The 25,860-nt window shown below is 72.1% G+C and carries 17 protein-coding genes; 8 read left to right on the forward strand and 9 right to left on the reverse strand.

Going from position 1 to position 25,860, the window contains the following annotated elements:
- Positions 1–33: 33 nt before the first annotated feature.
- From AB0D85_RS47475 to AB0D85_RS47510, 8 genes are all read right to left on the reverse strand, one after another.
- Positions 34–1,305: a hypothetical protein gene (locus AB0D85_RS47475; RefSeq protein ID WP_362336213.1), complete on the reverse strand. Its 1,272-nt coding sequence runs from the start codon at positions 1,303–1,305 to the stop codon at positions 34–36.
- The gene (locus AB0D85_RS47480) at positions 1,302–3,773 is read right to left on the reverse strand and encodes a CDP-glycerol glycerophosphotransferase family protein (protein WP_362336216.1); all 2,472 of its coding nucleotides are present in this window, start codon (positions 3,771–3,773) and stop codon (positions 1,302–1,304) included. The genes AB0D85_RS47475 and AB0D85_RS47480 overlap by 4 nt, the downstream gene beginning before the upstream one ends.
- A gap of 2 nt (positions 3,774–3,775) precedes the next feature.
- Positions 3,776–5,968, reverse strand: coding sequence for a bifunctional glycosyltransferase family 2 protein/CDP-glycerol:glycerophosphate glycerophosphotransferase (locus AB0D85_RS47485; RefSeq protein WP_362336219.1), 2,193 nt, complete (start codon positions 5,966–5,968; stop codon positions 3,776–3,778).
- 124 nt (positions 5,969–6,092) lie between these two features.
- Positions 6,093–8,351, reverse strand: coding sequence for a bifunctional glycosyltransferase family 2 protein/CDP-glycerol:glycerophosphate glycerophosphotransferase (locus AB0D85_RS47490; protein WP_362336222.1), 2,259 nt, complete (start codon positions 8,349–8,351; stop codon positions 6,093–6,095).
- A 155-nt stretch (positions 8,352–8,506) separates the two neighbouring features.
- Positions 8,507–9,346 carry a carbohydrate ABC transporter permease gene (locus tag AB0D85_RS47495; protein ID WP_362336225.1) on the reverse strand — a complete coding sequence of 280 codons (840 nt, stop codon included), beginning with the start codon at positions 9,344–9,346 and terminating at the stop codon, positions 8,507–8,509.
- Entirely contained in the window at positions 9,343–10,686 is a 1,344-nt protein-coding gene (locus tag AB0D85_RS47500; protein WP_362336228.1) for a sugar ABC transporter permease, read from the reverse strand. The genes AB0D85_RS47495 and AB0D85_RS47500 overlap by 4 nt, the downstream gene beginning before the upstream one ends.
- Before the next feature lie 7 nt (positions 10,687–10,693).
- Positions 10,694–12,073, reverse strand: coding sequence for an extracellular solute-binding protein (locus AB0D85_RS47505; RefSeq protein ID WP_362336231.1), 1,380 nt, complete (start codon positions 12,071–12,073; stop codon positions 10,694–10,696).
- Positions 12,074–12,287: 214 nt separating this feature from the next.
- Positions 12,288–16,124: an FHA domain-containing protein gene (locus tag AB0D85_RS47510; RefSeq protein WP_362336234.1), complete on the reverse strand. Its 3,837-nt coding sequence runs from the start codon at positions 16,122–16,124 to the stop codon at positions 12,288–12,290.
- 427 nt (positions 16,125–16,551) lie between these two features.
- On the opposite strand from AB0D85_RS47510, the gene AB0D85_RS47515 reads away from it, so the two are divergent.
- The 4 genes from AB0D85_RS47515 to AB0D85_RS47530 all read left to right on the forward strand — a co-directional run bounded on the left by AB0D85_RS47515 (position 16,552) and on the right by AB0D85_RS47530 (position 21,769).
- The gene (locus tag AB0D85_RS47515) at positions 16,552–18,285 is read left to right on the forward strand and encodes a serine/threonine-protein kinase (RefSeq protein WP_362336237.1); all 1,734 of its coding nucleotides are present in this window, start codon (positions 16,552–16,554) and stop codon (positions 18,283–18,285) included.
- A 111-nt stretch (positions 18,286–18,396) separates the two neighbouring features.
- A complete protein-coding gene (locus tag AB0D85_RS47520; RefSeq protein WP_362336240.1) occupies positions 18,397–19,623 on the forward strand; it encodes a serine/threonine-protein kinase in 1,227 nt (408 codons plus the stop codon).
- A 115-nt stretch (positions 19,624–19,738) separates the two neighbouring features.
- Positions 19,739–20,845, forward strand: coding sequence for a peptide chain release factor 2 (gene prfB, locus AB0D85_RS47525; protein WP_362336243.1), 1,107 nt, complete (start codon positions 19,739–19,741; stop codon positions 20,843–20,845).
- Positions 20,846–21,163: 318 nt separating this feature from the next.
- Positions 21,164–21,769: a hypothetical protein gene (locus AB0D85_RS47530; protein WP_362336246.1), complete on the forward strand. Its 606-nt coding sequence runs from the start codon at positions 21,164–21,166 to the stop codon at positions 21,767–21,769.
- Positions 21,770–21,863: 94 nt separating this feature from the next.
- Here AB0D85_RS47530 and AB0D85_RS47535 read toward each other — a convergent pair whose 3' ends face one another.
- Positions 21,864–22,058, reverse strand: coding sequence for a hypothetical protein (locus tag AB0D85_RS47535; protein WP_362336249.1), 195 nt, complete (start codon positions 22,056–22,058; stop codon positions 21,864–21,866).
- 247 nt (positions 22,059–22,305) lie between these two features.
- Between AB0D85_RS47535 and ftsE the strand changes: the two genes are divergently transcribed.
- The 4 genes from ftsE (at position 22,306) to smpB (ending at position 25,803) form a co-directional block, all read left to right on the forward strand.
- Positions 22,306–22,995 (forward strand): cell division ATP-binding protein FtsE, encoded by a 690-nt coding sequence (ftsE, locus tag AB0D85_RS47540; RefSeq protein ID WP_359220984.1) that lies wholly within the window; start codon positions 22,306–22,308, stop codon positions 22,993–22,995.
- A gap of 41 nt (positions 22,996–23,036) precedes the next feature.
- A complete protein-coding gene (gene ftsX / locus AB0D85_RS47545) occupies positions 23,037–23,954 on the forward strand; it encodes a permease-like cell division protein FtsX (RefSeq protein ID WP_362336253.1) in 918 nt (305 codons plus the stop codon).
- A gap of 68 nt (positions 23,955–24,022) precedes the next feature.
- On the forward strand, positions 24,023–25,192 hold the full coding sequence (locus AB0D85_RS47550) for a S41 family peptidase (RefSeq protein ID WP_362336256.1): 1,170 nt from the start codon (positions 24,023–24,025) through the stop codon (positions 25,190–25,192).
- 68 nt (positions 25,193–25,260) lie between these two features.
- The gene (smpB, locus tag AB0D85_RS47555) at positions 25,261–25,803 is read left to right on the forward strand and encodes an SsrA-binding protein SmpB (RefSeq protein WP_362336259.1); all 543 of its coding nucleotides are present in this window, start codon (positions 25,261–25,263) and stop codon (positions 25,801–25,803) included.
- Positions 25,804–25,860: the final 57 nt, after the last annotated feature.

Consider the following 25,860-nt stretch of genomic DNA (forward strand, 5'->3'; position numbering starts at 1 on the left):
GACGCTTCGCCGTTCGTCCTGCCGTTCATCACCTCATCGAGTGACACCGATCGCCCGGGGAGACGCCTGCGCGGGAACCGGAACCACCCGGTGCACGAGGGGTTCCAGGAGCAGCGGCACCCCCACCACCGGCAGCAGCCACGCCAGCACGAACAGCCGGTCGCCCCAGATGTTGATGTCGGGGTGCGCGGCCTGGGTGAGGATCCCGGTGCCCGCGGCCGCCAGCAGGAAGACCCCGAAGGCCGGCCGCCGCCGCGCGCCCCACACCCCGGCCGCCAGCGCGGACAGGAACAGCGGTGCCATCGACTGCCGGCGCAGCCACTCCACCCAGAAGGCGGACTCCAGGTGGAGGAACTCCGGCCAGGGGTGGGCCCGGTCCGGGTGGGTGTAGTGGTTGGTCAGCAGGTCCTGCATGCTCTCCGCCTCGGAGGGATAGTGCAGCAGCCGTACGAGCAGCAGCGTGCCGACGACCGCCACGCATCCCGCGACCGCGATCGCCGCCACCCCGCGCCCGGGCGTCCCTCCGTTCCGGCGCCGCCACAGCGTGACCGCGGCCCCGGCCACCGCCAGGCAGCCGCCCAGGAACAGCGCCTGCGAGTGCTTCACCGTGAACAGTGCGAGCAGCGCACCCGCCACCAGGCAGATGCCTACCCGCGCCCGCCGGGTCAGGGCCAGTGCGCAGCCCCACAGCGCCGCCAGCGTCAGTGCCAGCATCAGGCCCTCGGTCATCGGGCGCATCGCGGTCGTGCCGACCGGCAGGACGTAGTAGAGGGCCTGCCCGGTCAGCGCGAGCGGCACCGGTACCGACACCGTCCGCAGGACCAGGAAGACCAGAGCCCCGCCCACGCCCGCGACCAGCACACTCGCCAGCCACACCCCCCAGGTCACTCCGAACACGGTGATGAACGGCAGCAGGAACACCGGATAACCGGGCCGTACCTCGAAGATCGCCCGGAGCCGGGGGGCCACGAACGGCACGATGTGGCCGTCCGTCTGTCCGGCCGCCAACCTGCGGTCCACGCGCCGCAGTTCACTCGCACGGCACTCCGCGAAGACCTTCCCCGCCGGGCTCGGCGCATGGAAGCGCAGCACGTTCACGCTCTGGTCGCGTTCCGCCGTCGACGCCTTGCCGGCGCAGGCCCAGTCGACCGTCTCGGCCGCCGCCTCCTGCTTGCCCGCCCCGCCCAGGGTCAGCGCGTACGACACGTAGTTCTTGGAGTCGGGGGTGTCCCGGCCGGTGACATCGGCGAGTTGCAGCACCGCGAACACCGCGGCCAGCACCAGCACCCAGGTGCGCGGCCTCATGTCGACGCCAGCAGGCCGGGTGCGCCGGCCGGACCGGGCAGCTGCACCGGCTCCGGCATCGGCTCGCCGAGGAGCAGCGTGCGTACGACCCGTTCGGCGGCCCTTCCGTCGTCGAACTCGCAGAAACGGGACCGGAAGTCCGCCCTTAGTCGCGCCGACTCCTCGTCCCGCCAGCCGCCCGAGGCGAACAGCCAGGCCAGCTCCCGGTAGGAGCGGGACACATGGCCGGGCGCCTCGGCGGTGACGTCGAGATAGGCGCCCCGGCTCGCGGTGTACGCGGCCCAGTCGTCGGCGTGCACGACGATCGGGCGGTCCAGGTTGGCGTAGTCGAACATGAGGGAGGAGTAGTCGGTGACCAGGGCGTCCGAGGCCAGCATGACCTCCTCGACGCGCGGTTCGCCGGTCGCGTCGACGACGATTCCGCGCCGGTGCAGCTCGGTCAGGCCCATGGCGCGGGCCGGGCCGGTCGCGAGGGTCGGGTGCAGCCGGACCACGAGCGTGTGGCCCGCGCCGAGATCGGCGGCGAACCGGGCCAGGTCGATCCGGTCGACATGACCGCCCCGGATGTAGTCCCGGCGGGTCGGGGCGTAGAGCACGACGGTGTGGTCGGCCGGGATGCCGTGCCGGGCCCGGAAACGGCCGCCCACCGCACCGACCCGGAAACCGCCGCCCACCGTATCCCCGGGGCGCCCGCCACCGGCCGCCCCGCCCTGCCGCCCGCCGCCTGCCGCGCCGCCCTGCCGCCCGCCGCTCGTCGTGCCGCCCTGCCGCCCGCCGCTCGTCGTGCCGCCCTGCCGCCCGGCGCTCGTCGTGCCGCCCTGTCGTCCGGCGCCTGCCGTATCCCACTGGCGCCCGGCGCCCGACGTGCCGCTATGCCGTCCGCCGCCCGCCGTTTCCCTCGCGTGCCCGGCGGCGTCCGTCGCACCCTCCATGACCAGCACGTCGTTGCGTGGGCTGCCCGTGCGGGCCGAGGTGAAGTGGCAGGGGTAGGCGCGCTCCCAGACCAGCTCGGAGTGGTGGTTGGCGACCAGGCTGTGGTCCCAGCGGTCGGCCCGGCGCAGCATCTGCGGCACGTCGAAACCGAGCCGGGCGCCGGGCTTGCCCAGCAGGTCGACGCCCTTGTACTTGAGCGGGGTGCCCTGATGGGTGTGGATGTGCACACTGCCGGGGCGTTTGACCAGCGTGCCGGGCCAGTTGACGTCGTTGACGAAGAACTTCGCGCGAGCGGCCAGCCACAGGTAGCCGGGGGAGTCGAGCAGCACGTGCTCCACGTCCGCGGGCAGCCCCGCCGCCTCCTCGTCCCGTACCACCCACACCCCGCGCAGCCACGGCGCGATCTCCCGGGCCTTGCGGTAGACGGCCGCCGGGTCGCCCAGCAGGCCCTGGTGCGAGGACGCCGAGTACAGGACCAGGTTCTCGTCCGGTGCGCGCAGCCCGCGGAGTCCGGTCAGCGCCCGCCGGGCCCGGGCCCCCGTCGCCGCCCGTACCCGCAGCGCCTGCCGCGCGCCCTCCCGGCCGGCCCGCTCGGCCTGCTGCCTCAGCCGGTACGCCGCGTACGAGCCGCCCAGCACACCCAGGTCGGCACCCGCGGCTCCCTCGGGCCGGTAGGCGCGGTACAGCTCCGCCGTCCGCCGGAAGAACTCGCCCTTGGCGGCGGGCGGCAGCCGGTCCGGCTTGGCGAGGATGTCGAGGCAGTGCTCGCCCATCTTCCGGTGCAGGTAGGGGCGCCAACTCGCCAGTTCCGGGCGGGAGTCGACGAAGGCGAAGACCCGCTTGTACTGGTCGTGGACGTCGAAGTGCTTGCGGCTGGTGGTGGAGAGGATGTTGCCCTGGCGGCGCTGGCGGTAGTTCAGGCAGATCCGGTCGAGCGTGGCGATCCGGGCCGCGCTGAGCAGGACCGGGAACGTCCAGGGGGTGTCCTCGTAGTAGCCCGGCGGGAACTGGAAGCCGTTCTCCTCGACGAAGTCGCGCCGGTGGACCTTGTTCCAGACGACCATCAACAGGTCGAGGATCTCGGGGTGTTCGGCGGCCGTGAACACCTCCGACATCACGCCCAGGACCTCCGCCAGCGCGTTGCGCCGGGTGCCGCCCCACCAGTAGGTGCGGGCGTAGTCGAAGACCAGCACGTCCGGGTCGCCGGTCTCCGCCAGCCGGTCGGCGATCGCCTGCAGCGCGCCGGGGGCGAGGGTGTCGTCGCTGTCCAGGAAGAGGAGGAAGTCGCCGGTGGCGTAGGGGAGTCCGGCGTTGCGGGCGCGGCCGAGGCCGACGTTCTCCGGCAGGTGCAGGACCTTCAGGCGAGGGTCGCGGGCCGCGTACTCGTCGAGGATCGCGCCGCAGCCGTCCGGGGAGCGGTCGTCGACGGCGATCACCTCGAGGTCGTGGAAGGACTGCTCCAGGACCGAGTCGAGGCACTCGCGGAGAAAGCCCTGCACCTTGAAACAGGGGACGATCAGACTGAATCGGGGCACGGTCAGCTCCTGACGAGGGAGGCGGTCGGCGCCGGGAGGCGCTCTGCCAGGGGGATCACCGCGGGGATCGCCTCCGGCGGCTGGTTGAGGAACACCCGTCGTACGACCCGCTCGGCGGCCAGCCCGTCGTCGAACTGGCAGAACCGGGCGCGGAACTCGGCCCGCAGCCGCTTGGACTCCGGGCCCCGGTAGGCGCCGTCGCGGAAGATCCGCGCCAGTTCCTCCGGGGTGCGGGCGACCGGGCCCGGCGGCTCGGCCATCAGGTCGAAGTAGACGCCCCGGGTCTGCCGGTAGACCTCCCAGTCGTCGGCGTACACGACGATCGGCCGGTCCAGGTTGGCGTAGTCGAACATGATGGAGGAGTAGTCGGTGATCAGCGCGTCCGCGGCGAGACACACGTCCTCGGCGGAGCGGTGCGCGGTGACGTCGATGACCCGGCCGGTGCCCCCGGCAGGGCCCCGGTCGTAGAAGTAGTGCGCCCGCAGGAGGACGACGACGTTCTCACCGGCCGCCTCGCAGAACGCCTCCAGGTCGAGTCCGTGCTCGAAGCCGCTCTGGTGGTCGCGGTGGGTCGGCGCGTACAGGACCGCCGTCCTGCCGTCCGGGACGCCGAGCCGCCGCCGGGCGCGGACCACGTCGTGGGCGGACGCCGTGTAGTAGACGTCGTTGCGCGGATAGCCGTACTCCAGCGCCTCGTAGGAGCCCGGGAAGGCGCGCTCCCATGTCTGGGTGGAGTGCCGGTTGGCGGAGAGGTTGAAGTCCCAGCGGTCGACGCGGCCGAGGAGCCTGGTGAAGCTGCCGGTCCGGGCGGCGACCACCGGGTACGTCGACTGGTCGACGCCCATCTTCTTCAGCGGGGTGCCGTGCTGGGTCTGGAGGTGCACGCTGCCGGGCCGCTTGACGATCCCCTCGGCGAAGTTGGCGTTGTTGACCAGGTACTTGGCGAGGGCCAGCACCTCCCAGTAGCGGCGGCTGCCGATCACCGCGTACTCGACGTCCCCCGGCACGGTGTGTTCCTGGCCGGCCTCGACCAGGAACACCGAGCGGATGTGCGGGGCGAGTTCACGGGCCGTGGCGTGGATCGCGGCGGGGTTGCAGACGTAGCCGCGCCCCCAGTAGGCGCAGTACACGGCGAGGTTCGGGTCCAGCGGGCGGCGCAGGTCGAGGGCGTAGCGCAGCCGGGTGAGCGGCATCTGCGGCCTGGGCAGCCGCTCGGCCGCGGTGGCCGCCACCTGGTTGATCCCGCGCAGCGCCCGGAACGCCGTGTACGCGCCCGCGGCGAGCAGCCGGTGCTGAACACCCACGCTCCCGCCCGGCCACTGGAACCCGGCCGGCCGGTGCGTGCGGTGCAGCCGCCGCGCCCGCCGGAAGAAGGCCCGGTGCCCGGACGGCATCCGCTCCGGCCGCGCGGCCGTCTTCAGCACCAGCCCGAAGACCTGCTCGAACAGCGGCCGGGCCCGCTCGCCCGGCAGCCCGGCGGCCCGCTCCAGCACCAGTTCCACCTGGTCGAGGAGTTCCGGCTGGTGCGGCCCGGGGAGGTTGAGCCGGCTGCCCTGGCGGCGCAGCCGGTGCCGTACGACCACTGAGCGCAGCACCGCGATCCGTTCGGCGGCGACGGTGGTCAGGCCGCCCCAGCCGACGTCCGTGAAATGGCTGTCGGGGAACAGCAGCCGCCGGTCCGCGAGGAACGTCCGGCGATAGGCCGCGCTCCACGCCGGCAGCGCCACACCGGTCAGCCCGGGGGCCCGGTCCGGGGCGAACGCGCCCTGCGGAGCGCCCGCCAGCAGCGCAGCCGCCGGGTTGCTCGGCTCGCCCTCCCACCACGGCGTCCGCTCGTGCTCGAAGTACAGCACGTCCACGTCACCGGTCTCGGCGAGCCGGGCGTCGAGCGCCGCCAGCGCGCCCGGGACCAGTACGTCGTCGCCGTCCAGGAACAGCAGATACGTGCCGTTCGCCGCCCGCACCCCGGTGTTGCGGGCCCCGCTCAGCCCGGCGGACGGCGGTGAGTGCACCGGGGTCACCCGGGAGTCCCGCTCGGCGTACCCGGCGGCGACCGAGGCGGCCGGGGCGTCGGGCGCGTCGGGGACCGGGATCAGCTCCAGGTCGCCGAAGGACTGGGCGAGGACCGAGTCCAGCGCCTGGGACAGCCGGCCGGCGACCCCGTGGGACGGGACGATGATGCTGAAGCGGGGCATGCTGCTCTTTCTCAGGTGTGCACGCGGCCCGGTCTCCCCGTCGGCCGCCAGGTGGACGGCCGGGACGGGGTGGGCCGCGAGGTGTTCGGGGGCATGGACAAACTCCCTGAAAGGCAAACGGCGTTCAGCGGCTCTCGGTGACGGGCGGATGGCCGGAAGGTTGCGGAACGGTGGCCAGCGGGGAGTGGGCGAGCCCCGAAGCGGCCGACGGGACCGGGTGCCGCTGGTCCAGTGGGATGACCTCGGGCAGTCGCGCCGTCTCGCCGAGCACCACATGCCGTACGACCCGTTCGGCGGCGCGTCCGTCGTCGTACCGGCAGAACCGCTCGCGGAACGCGGCGCGCAGCTCGGCGGAGCGGGAGCCGCGCCAGTGGCCGGTGGCGAAGATGTCGATCAGCTCGTCCTCGGTGCGGGCGACCGCGCCGGGCGGGCTGGAGCGCAGGTCGAAGTAGGTGCCGCGGGCCGCGTGGTAGGCGTCCCAGTCCTCGGTGTGCACGACGATCGGCCGGTCCAGGTTGGCGTAGTCGAACATGATCGAGGAGTAGTCGGTGATCAGCGCGTCCGAGGCCAGGCAGAGGGACTCCACGGTCGGGTGGTCGCTGACGTCGATCACCCGGGGGGCCGTCGCCGGCGGGCCGCCGTGCCAGTAGTGGGCGCGGGCCAGGACCACGAAGCGCGGGCCCAGGCGGCGCACGATCCGGTCCAGGTCGAGGGCGGGGCGCTGGGTGCGCCGGTAGTCGCGGTGCGTGGGCGCGTACAGCAGTGCGACCGTGCCCTCGGGGATGCCGAGCGACTCGCGGATCCGGGTCACGTCGGCCGAGGTGGCCTGCTGGAAGACGTCGTTGCGCGGATAGCCGTATTCGAGGGTGGTGTAGCCGCCGGGATAGACGCGCTCCCAGGTGAGGGTGGTGTGGCGGTTGGCGGACAGCAGGAAGTCCCACTTGCCGACTCCCCTCAGGAGCTCCTCGAAGTCCATGTCGTCGGCCGCCGCCGGGTGTTCCTGGAGGTCGAGGCCCATGTGCTTGAGGGGGGTGCCGTGCTGGGTCTGCACGAAGACCTGGCCGGGGCGCTTCTTCAGCCGCCGGTCGAAGTTGACGTTGTTCACCAGGTACGTGGAGCGGGCCAGCGCCGTCCAGTAGGCGAAGCTGCCCGGGCGCAGCCGGCGCGGGCCCGGCGGGATGGTGTGCTGGTGCTCGGGGCGGGCGATCCAGGCGGTGCGGATGTGCGGGGCGTGGGTGCGGAACGCCTTCTCCAGCGCCCCCGGGTTGCAGCCGTGGCCGCGGTTCCAGTAGGCGGCGAAGACCGCGCGGTCGGCGCGCAGCGGAAGGCGCAGCTGGACGCGGTAGTGCAGCTGGAGGAGGGCCGAGCGCAGGCCGCGCACGGACTTGACGCCCGCCTTGAGCGCCCGGCGGCGGGCGGACATCGCGAGCTGGAGGGCGCGGTAGGTGCGGTGCAGACCGTAGTGGACGAGGGCGTGGCGCAGCCGGGTGCGGACGGGGATTTTCGCGCCACCCACCTGGTAACGCCGGTAGTGGGCACGGGCCTTGCGCAGGAACTCGCCGCGGGTGCCCTTGGGGAGCCGGTCCCGCCTGGTGAACACCGTCGAGAAGTGGTCGATCATGCGGCGGAACAACACCGCCCGCCAGCAGGCGAGTTCGGGCCGCTCCTCGATGAACGCGAAGACCCGGTCGTACTGTTCGAAGATGTCGAAGTGCCCGCGGCCGGTCGTGCCGAGGATGCTGCCCCGCCGCTGCCGGTAGTGCACGCACACCCGGTCGAGGGTCGCGATCGACTCGGCGGCCATCAGGACCGGGTAGGTCCACGGGGTGTCCTCGTAGTAACCGGGCGGGAAGGCGAACGCGTTCCGCTCGACGAACTCCCGCCGGTACGCCTTGTTCCAGGCCACCATCAGCACGCGCAGGAGACCCGGACGGTCCCCGAGGCGGAAGGGTGCCGGGCCCTCCTCGGTCAGCTGCGACGCGACCTTGTTGCGCTCCGCCCGGCCCGTCCAGAACGTCCGCGCGTAGTCGTACACCAGGACGTCCGGCTCGCCGGTCTCCTTGACCCGGTCGGCGATCGCCCGCAGCGCGTCCGGCGTCAGGGTGTCGTCGCTGTCCAGGAAGAGCAGGTAGTCGCCGCGCGCCTGCTCCATCCCCGCGTTGCGGGCGCCGCCCAGGCCCCGGTTCTCCGCCAGGTGCACGGGCCGGACCCGCGCGTCACGGGCCGCGTACTCGTCGATGATCGCACCGCAGGCGTCCGGCGAGCAGTCGTCGACGGCGATCAGTTCGAGATCGGGGTACGACTGGGAGAGCACCGAGTCCAGGCACTCGGACAGATACGCCTGGACCTTGTACGCGGGGACAATGACACTGAACCTGGGCAAGGGGCATCCATGGGTCGGTCGGCGCGGGCGTTCTGCCCGGGAACGGCCAATGGAGTGATTTGGTTACGGTTCCGTACGTCATGTGAGTGACCGTGCGTGAACGGCGAAGGGCGAGCCGATGACCGACTCGCCCTGCCGCTCGTGCGGTTGTACGGCTATTTGACCGCGCCCGCCATCACGCCGGTCACGAACTGCCGCTGGAACGCGAAGAACACGGCCAGCGGGATGACCATCGAGATGAAGGCGCCCGGGGCCAGGACGTCGACGTTGTTGCCGAACTGGCGTACCTGGGTCTGCAGGGCGACCGTGATCGGCTGGGTGCCGGACTTGGTGAACACGAGCGCGACCAGCATGTCGTTCCACACCCACAGGAACTGGAAGATGCCCAGGCTCGCGATCGCCGGCCCGCCGAGCGGCATCACCACCCGGGTGAACAGGCGCAGTTCACCGGCGCCGTCGAGGCGGGCCGCCTCCAGCAGCTCGCGCGGGATCTCCGCGAAGAAGTTCCGCAGCAGGAACACCGCGAACGGCAGGCCGAAGCCGACGTGGAAGAGGATCACCCCGAAGATCGTCCCGAACAGGCCGATCCTGCCGAAGAGTTCGGCGATCGGGATCAGCGCCACCTGGACGGGCACCACCAGCAGGCTGACCACGATCAGGAACCACCAGTCCCGGCCCGGGAACTCCATCCACGCGAACGCGTAACCGGCCAGCGCCCCGATGATCACGACCAGGACCGTCGCCGGAACGGTGATCAGGATCGTGTTCCAGAGGGAGTTGGTGATGTCGCTGTTCTCCAGGAGCTTCTGGTAGCTCTCGAAGGTGAGCTGGGACGGCTTGGCGAACACGTTCCACCAGCCGCTCGCGCTCATGTCGTCCGGCGAGCGCAGCGAGGAGGCGAGCAGCCCGATCGTCGGGACCAGCCAGAACAGGGCGACGACGATGAGGAAGACACGGACCAGACCGCTGTTGATCTTCTCCAGTACCCAGCTCATCGCCGCTCCTCCCGCCGCAGCCTGCGCACGTTGAACCACATCACCGGGATCACCAGGAGCAGCAGGAACACCGCGATGGCGCTGGCGATGCCCGGCTGGCCCTCCGAGAAGCCCTTGCGGTACAGCTCCAGGGCGAGCACGTTCGCGTCGTCCTGCGAGGAGCCCGGCGCGATGATGTACACGAGGTCGAAGACCTTCAGCACGTTGATCATCAGGGTGACGGTGACGACCGCGAGGACCGGTGCGAGCAGCGGCACGGTGACCTTGCGGAACACCTGCCACTCGGTCGCCCCGTCGACGCGGGCCGCCTCCAGGAGCTCCCGGGGCACACCCGCGAGCCCGGCCGCGATCAGCACCATCGCGAAGCCCGCCCACATCCAGACGTACGACCCGATGATGGCGGGGGTGACGAGGGTCGGGCCGAGCCAGTCGACGCCGTTGTAGGGCTGTTTGAAGTTGCTCGCGGGGAGCCTGAGCTGTGCCCCGTCGGCGGCGGCGGGGAGGCTGAAGGTGCCGTCGGCCGCCGCCGTGGCCGACGCCACCACCTTGCCGTTCTTCACCGCCTCGATCCGCATCCCGTCGTAGCCGAGCTCGGACGGGTCGGGCACGCCCAGCCTGCCGACGCCCTTGCCGCGGGTGAAGTCCTGCCAGGTGGTGCCGGTGATCTTCCCGGGCTCCGGCTTCGCCGCCACGGCGCTCTTCGCGCCGCCGGGCATCTGGTCGGGGGCGACACCGACGAGGGGGAGGAGAACGGTCTGGCCGGTGCGGACGGTGCCGCCGGTGATGAAGCCGCCCTGGTCGGGCTTCAGGGGCGATGCACGGCCCGGGTGGGCGTTCGGGAACGCGGAGGACTGGGCGAAGGTGTCGTGGATGCCCACCCACACCGCGTTGGCGACGCCCTTGTCCGGGTCCTGGTCGTAGACCAGCCGGAAGATGATGCCGGCGGCCAGCATCGAGATCGCCATCGGCATGAAGACGACCAGCTTGAACGCCGTTCCCCAGCGCACCCGTTCGGTCAGCACCGCGAAGACGAGGCCGAGGGCGGTGGAGACCGTCGGCGCGAACACCACCCAGATGATGTTGTTCTTCAGGGCGGTGCGGATGCCGTCGTCCGTGAAGATCGCCTTGTAGTTGTCGAAGCCGGCGAAACCGTCGCCGTTGGCGTTGTAGAAGCTGCGGATCAGCGAGTACCCGATCGGGTAGACCACGAGCGCGCCGAGCAGCACCAGGGCGGGGAGCAGGAACAGCGCCGCCACGGTCCTGCGGGTACCGGTCACGCTCCTGCGGCGGCGGGGAGCGGCGGGGGTCTTGCCGACCCCCGCCGTGGCGGGTGATGCCATCGCCGGGTCAGCTTCCGCTGCCGTAGGCGGCCGCCGCGTCCTTCTCCAGCTTCGCCTGGGTGCCCGCGACGTCCGTCGGGTTCTGCAGGAAGTCCTGCAGGTCCTTCCACTCGCCCTTGCCCGGGGTGCCGCCGAACGCCTGCGGGGCCTGGTCGGACATGTCGAAGCGGAAGTCGTCGCCGGAGGCGATCAGGGCCTGCGCGATCTTGCGCTGCACCTCGTTCGGATACGCCGAGTTCGGCACGCTCTTGTTCGGCGAGAGATAGCCGCCGAGCTTCGCCTGGATCGTCGCCGCGTCCGGGGAGGCCAGGAACTTCGCCAGCGCCTGGGCGCCCTTGGAGTCCTTGAAGACGACCGCCGCGTCACCGCCGGAGACCACGGGCGCGGTCGAGCCGACGGCCGGGAACGGGAACACCTTGGCGTCCGTGCCCACCTTCGCCTTGGTCTCGCCGATGTTGACCTGCACGAAGTCGCCCTCGTAGACCATGGCCGCCTTCGGCTGGTCGCCGCCGGTGAAGGTCTGGGTGACCGAGGCCGGGAACTCCGTCTGCAGCGCGCCGGACGCGCCGCCCGCGATGTACCCCTTCTTGCCCCAGACCTGGGCGAGCGTGGTCAGCGCCTGTTTGACGCTCGGGTCGGTCCACTTGATCTTGTGCTGGGTGAGCTCGTCGTACTTCTCCGGGCCCGCCTGCGAGAGGTAGACGTTCTCGAACCAGTCGGTCAGCGTCCAGCCGTCCGCGCCGCCCACCGAGAACGGCGTGACACCCGAGTCGTACACCGACTGCGCCGTCGTCAGCAGGTCCTGCCAGGTCTTGGGCTCCTTGGCGCCCGCGTTCTCGAAGACCTTGGCGTTGTACCAGATCAGCGACTTGTTGGCGGCCTTGTAGTAGACGCCGTACTGCTTGCCGCCGACCTTGCCGATGTCCTGCCAGCCCTGCGCGTAGTTCTTCTGCACTTCCGCGATCGTGTCCGCGCTCAGCGGCTTCGCCCAGCCCTTCTGCACGGCCTGCTTGATCGCGCCGGGCTGCGGCAGCAGCGCGATGTCCGGCGGCTGGCCGCCCGCGATCTTCGAACCGAGGAAGTTGATGATCGGGTCCTGCGCGGGCACGAAGGTGACCTTCGCACCGGTGCGCTTCTCGAACTCCGCGAGCACCTGCTTGAAGTTCTTCTGCTCCTGCCCGGTCCAGACCGCGGCGACCTCCAGGGTGGTGCCGTTCAGCTTCGGAAGGGTGAGGGTGCTCGTCGCGGTGGCGCCGGTGCTGTTGTCGCCGCCGGAACTCTTGTCGTTGCTGCCTCCGCAGGCGGTGAGTGCGAGGGCTCCCGCGAGCAGCGCGGCGAGTGTGGTGACGGCCCTGCGTGTCCGGATGGTGTTGCTCATGGCGCGCATCACTTCCCCGTTCGTCGTTCTTCATTGAACGTCAGAACTCTGTCCCGTGCGCTCCGGTCTACGCGGGCGCCGCGTACGCGGCAAGTAGGCCGACAGGTCAGCGCGGGGGATCGTGATCGCGTTGTGATCGGTGACCGGCGCCGAACGCCGGACGGGCGGTGGGCATGCCCTCGCATGCCCTCACTCACCTTCGCTCACCCTCACTCGCCCTCGCTCACAGAAGCGAGGGCACCTCCGCGGCCGAGACCTCCTTCGCCGCCCGCTCCACCGCGCTCGCCAGCAGTGCCAGGTCCGTCGGGCCGTTGCCCAGTTCCCGGACCGGGCGGCGGGCCGGCGGGTCGCCCATACGGGGCCAGTCGAGGGGGACCACCGTGGGGCGCTGGGTCGCCGTCCGGGGGATGCGGCCGGTGACGCGGCCCGCCTGGAACGCGGTGGTGCGGCCGTCCGGGGTGGTGAGGCGGCCGCGGCCCGGGGCCGGTTCGTCGGGGCCGGTGGCCGGTGGGTCCAGGGTGACGCGCAGGGTGGCCTGCCGGGCGGGTTCCGTCTCCGCCGTACGGCCGCCCGTGCCGGCCGCCGCGACCAGGTGGACGCCGAGCCGCTCACCCTCCTTCGCCACCGCCTCCAGCGCCCGCATCACGGAACCGGCGGCCGGGCGCCCCGGCGAACCGAGCGCGGGGGAGACCAGGGCGTCCAGGTCGTCGACCACGACCACCAGCCGGGGCAGCGGCGGGGGCGCCTCCGTCGGCCGGCGGGCCGCGGCGCCGGCCGAGGGGCGCAGCCGGAGCGTCGAGCTGGGCGGGGCTTCTATGTCGGCGGCACCCGAAGCGGTGCGGTTGCGCTGGGGGACGATGCGGCCCGAGATCTCCCGCCGGCCGTGCCAGTCGGTGAAGTCGGAGCGGCCCAGCAGCTCGGCCCGCCGCTTCAGCTCCGCGCTCAGCGACTGCGCGAACTCCCGCATCCGGACCGGGTCGCTGGCGGTGAGGTGGGTCGTGACGTGCGGTATGTCCGTACAGACCCGGAGGCCCTCGCCGTGCCCGGCACCGGTGCCGACGCCGTCGCGGCCGTCGATCAGGACGATCCCCAGCCGGTCGGGGCGCTCGGCCGCGGCCAGCGAGGCGACCATCGCCCGCAGCAGCTCCGTACGGCCGCTGCCGGACGGGCCCTCGATCAGCAGATGCGGACCGTCGGCCACCAGGTCGGCGCCGAGCGGACCGCGCGGTCCGGCGCCGAGCACCGCCCGGGCCCGGCCGCCCAGCGACTCGGTGTCGTCCGCCGCGTCCGCCCAGCGGGCCATCAGCGACGCCGGGGTCGCCCGCGCCAGGCCCAGCTCGTCCAGCAGCCGGGCGGACTGGGGGAGCGGAGCGGCCATGCGCGTGTGCCGGTCGCCGGCCGGGCCGTCGGGGCGCAGCGGGGCCAGCGCCCTCGCGAACCGCTCGGCCCAGGCCGCGGAGACCGCGTCCACCGCGGCGAGGATGCCGGGGCCGACGGGACCCGAGGAGACCCGCATGAGGTGCAGCGCCGTCGCCACGTCCCCGCTGAGCAGGGCCACGGCCCCGCACTCCCGGAACGTCGGCGTCACCGCGCACGCCGCCTCGTAGGTCTCCTCGACCGGGGAGGTGGGCGAGGTGGGCGCCGTCTCGGCCAGGCAGATCACATGTATCCCGGCGCGCGGCCCGGCGACCGTCAGCCTGGCCACCGCGTCACGCAGCGCGGAGCCGCCGGGATCGCCGTCCACGACGACGACCGTGTACGGCCCAGGGAAGCCGCCCCGGCCGTCGACGGCACCGAGGTCCTCGCGGGCCCAGGAGGGGCGGTGGGCGCCGTCGGCGGGTGGGGCGTCCGCCGCGCGTGCCGGGGCCGGGGCCGGGCGGTCGGACGGGGTGGCGGGCCTGCGGGGCGCCGACAGGTCCTCCACCCTGCGCAGCAGCTCCTCCACGCGGGCCGCGGCCTGCTCACGGTCGTAGGCCAGCAGGAGGCGGCAGTCCTGGCCGTGCCCGGGGCGGATGTGCGGCAGCCAGCCGAGCCAGGACCACTCCGCCGTGCGCTCCTCCAGGGGGCGGGCCCGGTCCGCGCTGATCAGGACGATCTCCAGCAGGTCGGGCGAGTGCAGCGCGGCGAGCTGGGCCAGCACCGCGCGGGTGAGGCCGGAGAGGCGGGTGCGCGGGCCCGCCAGGCCGAGGGCGCCGGCCTCGCGCAGGTCGGCGGTGACCGGGACGGCGGGCAGCAGGCCCGAGCCGTCGGATGTCGGGCGGTCCGCCGTACCGAGCCGGACCGTGAGCGTCTCGGGGTGGCCGGGGCCGCGCTCCCAGAGGCGGGGGCCGGGGCCGAGCGCGGTGAGGAGCAGCGCGGCGGGGTCGGGCCAGGTCTCGGGCTGGACGGGAGCGCCGGGGGCCGCGGCGGTGCCGTCGTCGGCCACGGTCTCGTCGTCGGCGGCCGTCGGGGGCTCACCGCGCCCGCCGGCCAGCCGCCGCGCCCAGGCACCCAGGCCGCCGCGCCTGCGGGCGCCGGGGAGGGCGGGGGCGTCGGTGCCGCGGAGCGGGGTGCCCTTGCGCCCGCCGGAGGGGACGGAAGGGGCGTCGGGGTCGTCGGGGTGCGAGGAGAGGGCGTCGCCGGTCGGGCGCGTCGGGTGCCCGGCCGCCGGGGCGGCACCCGACGCGGACCGGGGCGCTGCCGTCGGGTGGGAGGCCGCGGGTCCGTAGGCCGTCGAACCGGGGGCTGAGGATCCGGAGGCAGCCGCCTCGGAGGCCCTCGATCCGTAAGCCGCGGATTCGTAAGCCGCGGATTCGTAGGCCGCCGAACCAGGGGCCGGGGATCCGGAGGCAGAGGCTCCGGAGGCCCTCGATCCGAAGGCCGCGGAACCGTAGGCCGTCGATCCGGAGCCGTAGGCCGTCGAACCGGGGGCCGGAGATCCGGAAGCAGACGCTCCGGAAGCAGCCGCCCCAGAGGCCCTCGATCCGTAGGCCGTCGAGCCGGAGCCGCCCGAGCCGGAGCCGCCCGAGCCGGAGCCGCCCGAGCCGGAGCCCGAGCCGGAGGGTGTTGGGCCGGTGGCCGTGGGACCCGTGGCGGTCCTGCGGGTGTCGCCCGGGTCGCCGAGCACTCCGGAGCGGCCTGCGTGGGTGTCGCCGGAGCCACCGCGCGGTCCGGGCCGTCCGGCGGCGGTCCGGGAACCCGGGTGGCTCTCGATCCTCGGCGCATCGCCCTGCGCGGGTACGACCGCGGGCTCCACCGGGCCGTGCTCCTGGCCCGCCGTCATCCCGCCCGAGGCTCCCCAGCCCGCCGTGCCGTAGGCGTGATGGGTGCGGCCCGCCGGAGCGGGTACGGCCGTGCCGGCATCGGCATCGGCACCGTCACGACCGCCGTCGGCTCCCTCGTCCCCCGTCAGCACCCGCACGCACCCCTCCCCGTCGGGCGCCGTGCCCACCCGGGCCCCCGACCCCCCGGAGGGCGTAAGCCTGAGGGCCGATTCACCGATGCGCAGCAGGGCGCCCGGGGTGAGGCGGACCGGGCGGTCGGTGACGCGGGTGCCGTCCAGGGCCGTGCCGTTGGTGGAGTTCAGGTCGGCGACCGCGACCCGGCCGTCGGCGGCGACCGTGACGGCGCAGTGCAGCCGGGAGACGTCCGGGTCGTCGAGCGGGACGTCGGCGTCGGCGGAGCGGCCGATGGTGATCTGGCCGCCGTGCAGCAGATGGACACCGCCCGCGTCGGGGCCGGCGATCACATGCAGCTGGGTCGGGGCGTCGTCCAGCTCGGGATGCGGCTCGGGGGCGGCGGGGGCGCCCAGGGACAGCACGGCGCCGTCGACCAGCGGGGGCTCGCCCAGGATGCGGCGGCGGGCGTCGAGGCGCTCCACCCCGGCGTACAGCACGACGGGGGCGCCGCTCGGCTCACGGCCGCCCAGGCTGCCGTCGCCGGTGACCGCCGAGGCCAGCGCGGAGGCCACCGCGGCCAGGTCCGTGCCCGCCGGCGCCGTCACCAGCACGTCGCGGCTCACGGCCCGGCCCCGCTGCGCGGCAGGGCCCAGCGGGTCTACGACGGTCAGCCGGATCTGCATCGCCGTCAGCGGTCCCTTCTGCGCGGGCGCGGACTTCCCCCCACCACCACTAGCGCGTCGGCCAGTTCTGCTGTCGCACGCATCCTCGCACCTGCTACTGACAACGCGCCCACGACCCGATGGTAAGTGATCTTGATTGGTCAGCTCTGCCCCCAAAAGTGCCTGACCAGTACTACGCGGACGATCACTTGAGATCGGTCACGTCCGGCCCCGGCAACCGACGGACCGAAGCGAGCGTCTTTCCATCGAACACACGCGGGAACGCCTACGTATGGGGATACGTCCGGAACGCTTGTCGGCTGCCGACCGGGCAGGGAAGGCGCGGCGGACGACGACCCGGCCCCAGGTGCCACGGCACTACAGTGGGACGGACACGAGGTTGGACACAGGTTTCGGACACATCCGCAAGCAACAGGGAGCGCATGACGTGCGGCCGGTAGGCAGCAAGTACCTCCTGGAGGAGCCGCTCGGACGCGGCGCCACCGGTACCGTCTGGCGTGCCCGCCAGCGGGAGACCGCCGGCGCCGAGGCGGCCGTGGCCGGCCAGCCCGGTGAGACCGTCGCGATCAAGGTCCTCAAGGAGGAACTGGCGAGCGACGCCGATGTCGTGATGCGCTTCCTGCGGGAGCGCTCCGTCCTGCTCCGGCTGACCCACCCGAACATCGTCCGGGTCCGCGACCTGGTGGTCGAGGGCGATCTCCTCGCCCTGGTCATGGACCTCGTCGACGGCCCCGACCTGCACCGCTACCTGCGCGAGAACGGCCCCTTCACCCCCGTCGCCGCCGCGCTGCTGACCGCCCAGGTCGCCGACGCGCTCGCCGCCAGCCACGCCGACGGCGTGGTGCACCGCGACCTGAAGCCCGCCAACGTGCTGCTCGCTCAGTACAACGGCCAGATGCACCCGCTGCTGACCGACTTCGGCATCGCCCGCCTCGCCGACTCCCCGGGCCTGACCCGCACCCACGAGTTCGTCGGCACGCCCGCGTACATCGCCCCGGAGTCCGCAGAGGGCCGCCCGCAGACCGGCGCCGTCGACATCTACGGTGCCGGCATCCTGCTGTACGAGCTGGTCACCGGCCACCCGCCGTTCTCCGGCGGCAGCGCCCTGGAGGTCCTCCACCAGCACCTCAGCGCCGAGCCCCGCCGCCCCTCGACCGTCCCCGACCCGCTGTGGACGGTCATAGAGCGCTGCCTGCGCAAGAACCCCGCCGAACGCCCCAGCGCCGAGAACCTCGCGCGCGGCCTGCGCGTCGTCGCCGAGGGCGTCGGCGTGCACGCGAACTCCGCGCAGATCGCGGCGGCCGAGGGCGTCGGGGCGCTGCTGGCCCCCGACCCGGCGCCGCCGACCGTACCGGGCGCGGCCGACCCGACCACCGTGCTGCCGAACACGGGCACGCCGATGGGGGCGTACGACCCGAACGGCGCGACCAGCGTGCTGCCGCACACCGGGGGACCGGCGGGCGCCGCCGACCCGACCACCGTGCTGCCGAACACGGGCGCGGCCGACCCGACGACCGTCATGCCGCCGATGCCCCAGGGGCAGCCGGGGCAGGGCGGGCCGCAGCCTGAGCAGCCGCACCCCTGGCAGACCCAGCTCCGCGCGGCCCGCGACCGCAACGAGCAGACGCAGGTCCAGTACCTCGACCCGGGCGAGGACCCGCTGCGCCGCCGCCCGCAGCGGCAGGTGGCCCGGCCGCAGCAGCAGCAACCGCGCCAGGCCCCGCAGCAGCAGCCGGTACGACGGCCGCAGCCGCGCGGACAGGGCGGGTACGGGCAGCAGCAGCCCCCGGGGTACGGCCAGCAGCAGCCCGCCGGATACGGGCAGCCGCAGCAGTACGCCCCGCCGCAGCAGCCGCAGCAGCGCTACGCACCACCCGCCGAGCCGCAGCGCGCCCCGCGTGAGCCGCGGGAGCCCCGCGAGCCCCGCGAGCCGCGTCGGCGCAGCGCCAACCCGATGAAGATCCCCGGCCTCGGCTGCCTCAAGGGCTGCCTGTTCATGGTCGTCATCCTGGTCGTCGCGGGGTGGCTGATCTGGGACCTGACGCCGGTGCACACCTGGGTCGGCGAGGGCAAGGGCTACTGGCACCAGCTGAGCGACTGGGTGGGCACGGTCAGCAGCTGGATCGGCGACCTGGGCAACGGCTCCGGCAGCGGCAACTGACCGCGAGTTTGGGGATTTGTCGACATCTGGCGGGTGATTTCCGCCTCCGTGGTGAAGGTTGGCTCTTCGGACGCGTACTTTTATCGGCAACACGCGTCGGTAGGAGCAGTCTTGGCACGGAAGATCGGCAGCCGGTACACCGCGAACCAGATCCTGGGGCGGGGCAGCGCCGGCACGGTGTGGCTGGGCGAGGGGCCGGACGGGCCCGTCGCCATCAAGCTGCTGCGTGAGGATCTCGCGTCCGACGAGGAGCTGGTGGGCCGCTTCGTCCAGGAGCGCACGGCACTGCTCGGTCTCGAACACCCCAACGTGGTGTCCGTCCGCGATCTCGTCGTCGACGGCAACGACCTGGCCCTCGTCATGGACCTGGTCCGGGGCACGGATCTGCGCACCCGTCTCGAACGGGAGCGGCGGCTGGCACCCGAGGCGGCCGTGGCGATCGTCGCGGACGTCGCGGACGGGCTGGCGGCGGCGCACGCGGCGGGCGTGGTGCACCGGGACGTCAAGCCGGAGAACGTCCTCCTGGACATGCAGGGCCCGCTGGGCCCCGGCGGCTCCCACCCGGCCCTGCTGACCGACTTCGGCGTCGCGAAGCTGATCGACTCCCCCAAGCGGACCCGCGCCACGAAGATCATCGGAACGCCGGACTACCTCGCCCCGGAGATCGTCGAGGGCCTGCCGCCCCGCGCGTCGGTGGACATCTACGCCCTGGCGACCGTGCTGTACGAGCTCCTCGCCGGCTTCACCCCCTTCGGCGGCGGCCACCCGGGCGCGGTGCTCCGCCGCCATGTGACCGAGACGGTCGTCCCGCTCCCCGGTATCCCCGAGGAGCTGTGGCAGCTGCTCGTCCAGTGCCTGGCGAAGGCGCCGGCCTCCCGGCTGCGGGCGTCCGAGCTCGCCGCGCGGCTGCGGGAGCAGCTGCCGATGCTGGCGGGCATGCCGCCGCTGGACGTCGACGAGCCGGACACGGAGTCGCCGGAGGAGGGCCAGGAGGCGGCCGCCGCCCCGGCCGAGGACGAGCAGCGGGTACGGCGACGGGGGGCCGTCTCCCTGGTGCCGGGCGCGAAGCCGGACTCCAACCGGGACACGCACACGTCGATGAGGGTGCCGGGGGCGGACGAGCTGGCGGGCGGCGCGCGCGGTACGGCGCGGGTGCCGAGGGCGGCGGGGGCACCGCGGCCGGGGTCGGCGCGGCACCGCGTGGCGGCGCGGCGACGGAAGGTGACGTTCGCGGTGGCGGGCGTGGTGGTGGCGGCGGCGGTGGGTGTCGGCGCGTGGCTGGCGTCCTCGGGCGACGACTCGCCTCCGCAGGAGACGCACAGCACGTCCACGCCGTGATTTCTTCGCCGATTCCTTCGCCGGTCCGTGGCAGTGGGGTTGCTGCCCACCGCGTCGGGTGGGTGGGCGAGCCCTGTCGGCCATCCCCGGTTGGCGGAGCCGTTACGCTGGAGGCGTGGCAGTCGTCGATGTATCCGAAGAGCTCAAGTCCCTCTCCTCGACCATGGAGTCGATCGAGGCCGTTCTGGACCTCGACAAGCTGAGGGCAGACATCGCCGTGCTCGAGGAGCAGGCGGCCGCGCCGTCCCTGTGGGACAACCCGGACGAGGCGCAGAAAATCACCAGCAAGCTGAGCCACCTGCAGGCCGAGGTCAGGAAGGCCGAGGCGCTGCGCGGGCGGATCGACGATCTTGCCGTGCTCTTCGAGATGGCCGACGAGGAGGACGACCCGGACACCCGTGCCGAGGCCGAGTCCGAGCTCACCGCCGTCAAGAAGGCGCTGGACGAGATGGAGGTCCGGACGCTGCTCAGCGGGGAGTACGACTCCCGCGAGGCGCTGGTCAACATCCGCGCCGAGGCCGGTGGCGTCGACGCCGCCGACTTCGCCGAGAAGCTGCAGCGGATGTACCTGCGCTGGGCGGAGCAGAAGGGCTACAAGACCGAGCTCATCGAGACGTCGTACGCGGAAGAGGCCGGCATCAAGTCGACCACCTTCGCCGTGCAGGTGCCGTACGCCTACGGGACGCTCTCCGTGGAGCAGGGCACCCACCGGCTCGTCCGGATCTCGCCGTACGACAACCAGGGCCGGCGCCAGACCTCCTTCGCGGGTGTCGAGATCCTCCCCGTGGTCGAGCAGACCGACCACATCGAGATCGACGAGTCCGAGCTGCGGGTGGACGTCTACCGGTCCTCCGGGCCCGGCGGCCAGGGCGTGAACACCACCGACTCCGCCGTGCGCCTCACCCACATCCCCACCGGCATCGTCGTCTCCTGCCAGAACGAGCGGTCGCAGATCCAGAACAAGGCGACCGCGATGAACGTCCTCCAGGCCAAGCTCCTGGAGCGGCGCCGGCAGGAGGAACAGGCCAAGATGGACGCCCTCAAGGGCGACGGCGGCAACTCCTGGGGCAACCAGATGCGGTCGTACGTGCTGCACCCGTACCAGATGGTCAAGGACCTGCGGACCGAGTACGAGGTGGGCAACCCCGAGGCCGTGTTCAACGGCGAGATCGACGGCTTCCTGGAGGCCGGAATTCGCTGGCGCAAGCAGCAGGAGAAGTAACTTTGTCGACTTGCCCATGGTGAGTCGGCCGAACCTGAACTGCCGCCCTCGTGGCGGCAGTTCGCGTTTGTCTGAGTATTGACTGGGTTTTACGTCACACTCACACACTTCAACTCCCGGCATTCACCGCGCAACTGGACATCGCGCGCGCAACGGCCTTGACGTTGCTTTGAAAAATGGGAAGGGTGAAGCGTGGCATGCGTATCTCTGGGGCGCATGTGAACCGGGGGACTTGGAACTGCCTTTACCGCCCCCGTCGATCACGGCCTGCCCCATGCGCCCGCTCATTGACTATCAGCTACTGGGGGTAGCAACCAGATGACCAAGAAGACGCGGATCCGGGTCGCGCGGATAGCCGCCGGTGCCGTGATCGCCGCCGGTGCCTCGCTGACCGCCGCCGGCGCGGCCTCCGCCCTCTCCATCGGCGTCAGCGCCGACGAGACCGGCGTGCAGGCGAACGTCGCCCTCGACGACCCGACGACCGACCCGAGCAGCACCGAGATCCCGACGGCCCCGGCCAGCAGCGAGCCGCCCACCAGCGAGCCGCCCACCAGCTCGGCGCCGTCCGAGTCGAGCGCGCCCTCGGACGAGCCCACCCAGCCGACCGAGGAGCCCACCGAGCCCACGGACGAGCCGACCGACGGCAGCACCAGCAGCAGCGGCAGCGGCAGCACCGGTGGCGGCAACAACAACACCGGCACCGACGGCAACTCGGGCACCTCCGCCCAGGAGGAGGGCTCCTCCGCCCTCACCGACACCGGCACGTCGAACACCCAGGCCCAGGGTGGCGGCGACCAGCTCGCCGAGACCGGTGCCGCGCAGACGACCTTCCTGATCGTCGGCGCCGCCACCATGATCGCCGGTGGTATCGGCTTCCGTATCCTGCCGCGCCTCATGGGCGGCCGGGGCGGCGCCGCGGCCTGACGGTAGCCGCACACTCACGGAGTGTGTGCGCAGCGCACGGCGAAGGGCCCGGAGCAGCGGCTCCGGGCCCTTCTCTCGCTCTTCTGCGCGCTTCCTACGCGGTCTGGTGGGCCGCCAGCAGCGCCACCGTGGCGATCAGCACCGCCAGCAGTGCGATCAGCGCCGTCGGGTTCAGGCCACCGAGGAAGTTCTCCTGCTGAAGACGCTCGCGGTTGGCACGGCACACGGGGCACCGGCCCTCGCTCACAGGCGCCGCGCAGTTCGCGCACACCAACCGGTCGTACGTCATGCGCTCGCCCTCCTTGCACCGGCCATTACCTACACAACGCTCCGCGGAACGAGAACGTTCCCCTCCCACTGTGCCAGGTTCCCCCGGAAAGAGCGCGGCCGTCCGCAGACCTCGCCCCGGCACTCCGAAGACTCTGCCCCGGAACAAAACCGCACAAGCCTCACCCAACCGTGACCGGCGCCTGCGCTTCCTCGCCCGACTCGCGTATGGTCACGCTCATCTACCCCCGGCGACCCGTGGTGCATCCGTGATCCGATTCGACAATGTCTCCAAGGTCTACCCCAAGCAGACCCACCCCGCACTCAGGGATGTCTCCCTGGAAGTGGAGAAGGGTGAGTTCGTGTTCCTCGTGGGGTCCTCCGGCTCCGGAAAGTCCACCTTCCTGCGGCTGGTCCTCCGCGAGGAGCGGTGCAGTCATGGTCAGGTGCACGTCCTGGGCAAGGACCTCGCCCGTCTCTCCAACTGGAAGGTGCCGCAGATGCGCCGCCAGCTCGGGACGGTCTTCCAGGACTTCCGCCTGCTGCCCAACAAGACGGTCGCCGAGAACGTGGCCTTCGCCCAGGAGGTCATCGGCAAGTCGAAGGGCGAGATCCGCAAGTCCGTGCCCCAGGTGCTCGACCTCGTCGGGCTCGGCGGCAAGGAGGACCGCAGGCCCGGCGAGCTCTCCGGCGGTGAGCAGCAGCGCGTGGCCATCGCGCGCGCCTTCGTGAACCGGCCCAAGCTGCTGATCGCGGACGAGCCCACGGGCAACCTCGACCCGCAGACCTCGGTCGGCATCATGAAGCTCCTCGACCGCATCAACCGCACCGGCACCACCGTGATCATGGCCACTCACGACCAGAACATCGTGGACCAGATGCGCAAGCGCGTCATCGAGTTGGAGAAGGGCCGCCTCGTCCGCGACCAGGCCCGCGGCGTCTACGGCTACCAGCACTGACGCGCCCCGCGTACCACGACGGAAAGGCATAACCCGACGCCATGCGCGCCTCGTTCGTACTGTCGGAGATCGGAGTCGGTCTCCGCCGCAATCTGACGATGACCTTCGCGGTCGTCGTCTCGGTCGCCCTGTCCCTGGCGCTCTTCGGTGGCTCGCTCCTCATGAGCGACCAGGTCAACACCATGAAGGGCTACTGGTACGACAAGGTCAACGTCTCGATCTTCCTCTGCAACAAGAGCGACGCCGAGTCGGACCCCAACTGTGCCAAGGGCGCGGTCACCGAGGACCAGAAGAAGCAGATCCAGGCCGACCTCGGCAAGATTTCGGTGGTCGAGAAGGTCACCTACGAGTCGCAGGACGAGGCCTACAAGCACTACAAGCAGCAGTTCGGCGACTCGCCGCTGGCCGACTCCCTCACGCCGGACCAGATGCAGGAGTCGTACCGGATCAAGCTGAAGGACCCGCAGAAGTACCAGGTCGTGGCGACGGCCTTCGACGGCCGTGACGGTGTCCAGTCCGTTCAGGACCAAAAGGGCATTCTGGACAATCTGTTCGGTCTGCTCAACGGTATGAACTGGGCGGCCCGGATGGTGATGGCGCTGATGCTGGTCGTCGCGCTGATGCTGATCGTCAACACCGTGCGCGTCTCCGCGTTCAGCCGCAGGCGCGAGACCGGCATCATGCGCCTGGTCGGCGCCTCCGGTTTCTACATCCAGGCCCCGTTCATCGCGGAGGCCGCCGTCGCCGGCCTGATCGGCGGCACGGTCGCCTGCGGATTCCTGGTGATCGCGCGCTACTTCATCATCGACCACGGTCTGGCCCTGTCCCAGAAGCTGAATCTGATCAACTTCATCGGCTGGGACGCGGTGTTGACCAAGCTCCCGCTCATCCTCGCAACGAGCCTGCTGATGCCCGCGCTTGCGGCGTTCTTCGCGCTGCGCAAGTACCTGAAGGTGTGACGCATGCCAAGAGGGCCGTACGGGCAACCGCCCGTGCGGCCCTCTTGCGTTGTCCTAGACTCACCGGCATGTCAGGCCGAGAGCTGTTCTGTCAGCCCCGCCGGGTTCGCCGGGGGGCGGCTCTGACGTTGGTGTTCGCAGGGCTGTTGGTGACCGGCGCGGCCACCGGGGCGTTTCCCGACCCCGGGCAGTCCGACCGGAAGACGCCCACCGGAGCCGCCCGTGCGGCCGACGCGCACGAGGACGTCGCCAAGGCGGCCGCCGAGGCGATGGCCGACGGCAAGTCCCCCATGGAGGCCGCCGAGCGGGCCGTGAGCCGCAGCGGGGACCGCTGGGCCGCGGTCTACTCCGAGGGCGAGTACCAGGAGTTCGAGGAAGCGCTCGACGGCCAGTACACCGGTGTCGGGCTGTGGGCCCGGCGCGAGCGGGACGGCCGGATCGAGGTCGGCAAGGTGCAGCCCGGGTCGCCGGCCGCCGCCGCGGGGATCAGGAAGGGCGACCGGCTGCGCAGCGTGGACGGGGAGGACGTCGACGGACGGCCCGTCACCGACGTCGTCTCGTTACTGCGCGGTGACGCCACCGACGCCCGCGCCGGTACGACCGTCACCCTCGGCCTCGAACGCGGCACGCGCGCGTGGAGCGAGACCGTCCGCCGGGCCCTGCTGTCCACCGACTCCGTGACGGTCCGCAAGGTGTCCGCCGGCATCACCGTCATCAAGATCTCCGCCTTCACCAGGGGCTCCGGGGAGCTCGTACGCACCGCCGTACGGCAGGCCCCCGCCGACGCCGGGATCGTCCTCGACCTCCGCGGCAACTCCGGCGGCCTGGTCGGCGAGGCCGTCACCGCCGCCTCCGCCTTCCTCGACGGCGGCCTGGTCGCCACCTACGACGTGGACGGCGCCGAGCGCTCCCTGCACGCCGAGCCCGGCGGCGACACCGCGAGACCTCTGGTCGCACTGGTCGACGGCGGCACCATGAGCGCGGCCGAGATGCTCACCGGCGCCCTCCAGGACCGCGGCCGCGCGGTCGTCCTCGGCTCCCGCACCTTCGGCAAGGGCTCCATCCAGATGCCCACCCGCCTCCCCGACGGCTCGGTCGCCGAGCTCACCGTCGGCCACTACCGCACCCCCTCCGGCCATGTCGTCGACGGCAAGGGCATCACCCCCGACCTGGAGGTGGGCTCCGCGGCGCTGCAGCGGGCGGAGACGGTACTCAGCGGCCTGGGCGACCCGTCGTAGCACCCGCTTAACCGCTTCCCCCACACCCCCTCCGTAGTGCGAAAATGGACGGCACTATGGCCAAGGGAATGTACGTACCGAAAGAGTCCCAGCAGAAGCAGCAGGGGACGGCCGCCAAAGCCAAGGACGGCGAGAAGGGCGGCAAGCGCAAGATCGTCGCGCAGAACAAGAAGGCGCGGCACGACTACGCGATCATCGACACCTTCGAGGCCGGCCTGGTCCTCTCCGGCACCGAGGTGAAGTCGCTGCGTCAGGGCCGGGCCTCGCTGGTCGACGGCTTCGTGCAGATCGACGGGAACGAGGCGTGGCTGCACAACGCCCACATCCCCGAGTACAGCCAGGGCACCTGGACCAACCACTCGGTGCGCCGCAAGCGCAAGCTGCTGCTGCACCGGGAGGAGATCGACAAGCTGGAGGTCAAGGCCCAGGAGACGGGTCACACGATCGTGCCCCTCGCCCTGTACTTCAAGGACGGCCGCGCCAAGGCGGAGATCGCCCTCGCGCGAGGCAAGAAGGAGTACGACAAGCGGCAGACCCTGCGTGAGCAGCAGGACCGCAGGGAGAGCGACCGCGTCATCGCGGCGGCGAAGCGGCGCCAGCGCGGCGCCTAGGCCACGGGAATGTAGTGGCATCGGCGCGCGTTGGCCACGTATGATGGCACCAACACC

Origin of the sequence: Streptomyces sp. NPDC048277 (assembly GCF_040652235.1) — a bacterium.
In the GTDB taxonomy this organism is placed as follows: Bacteria; Actinomycetota; Actinomycetes; order Streptomycetales; family Streptomycetaceae; genus Streptomyces.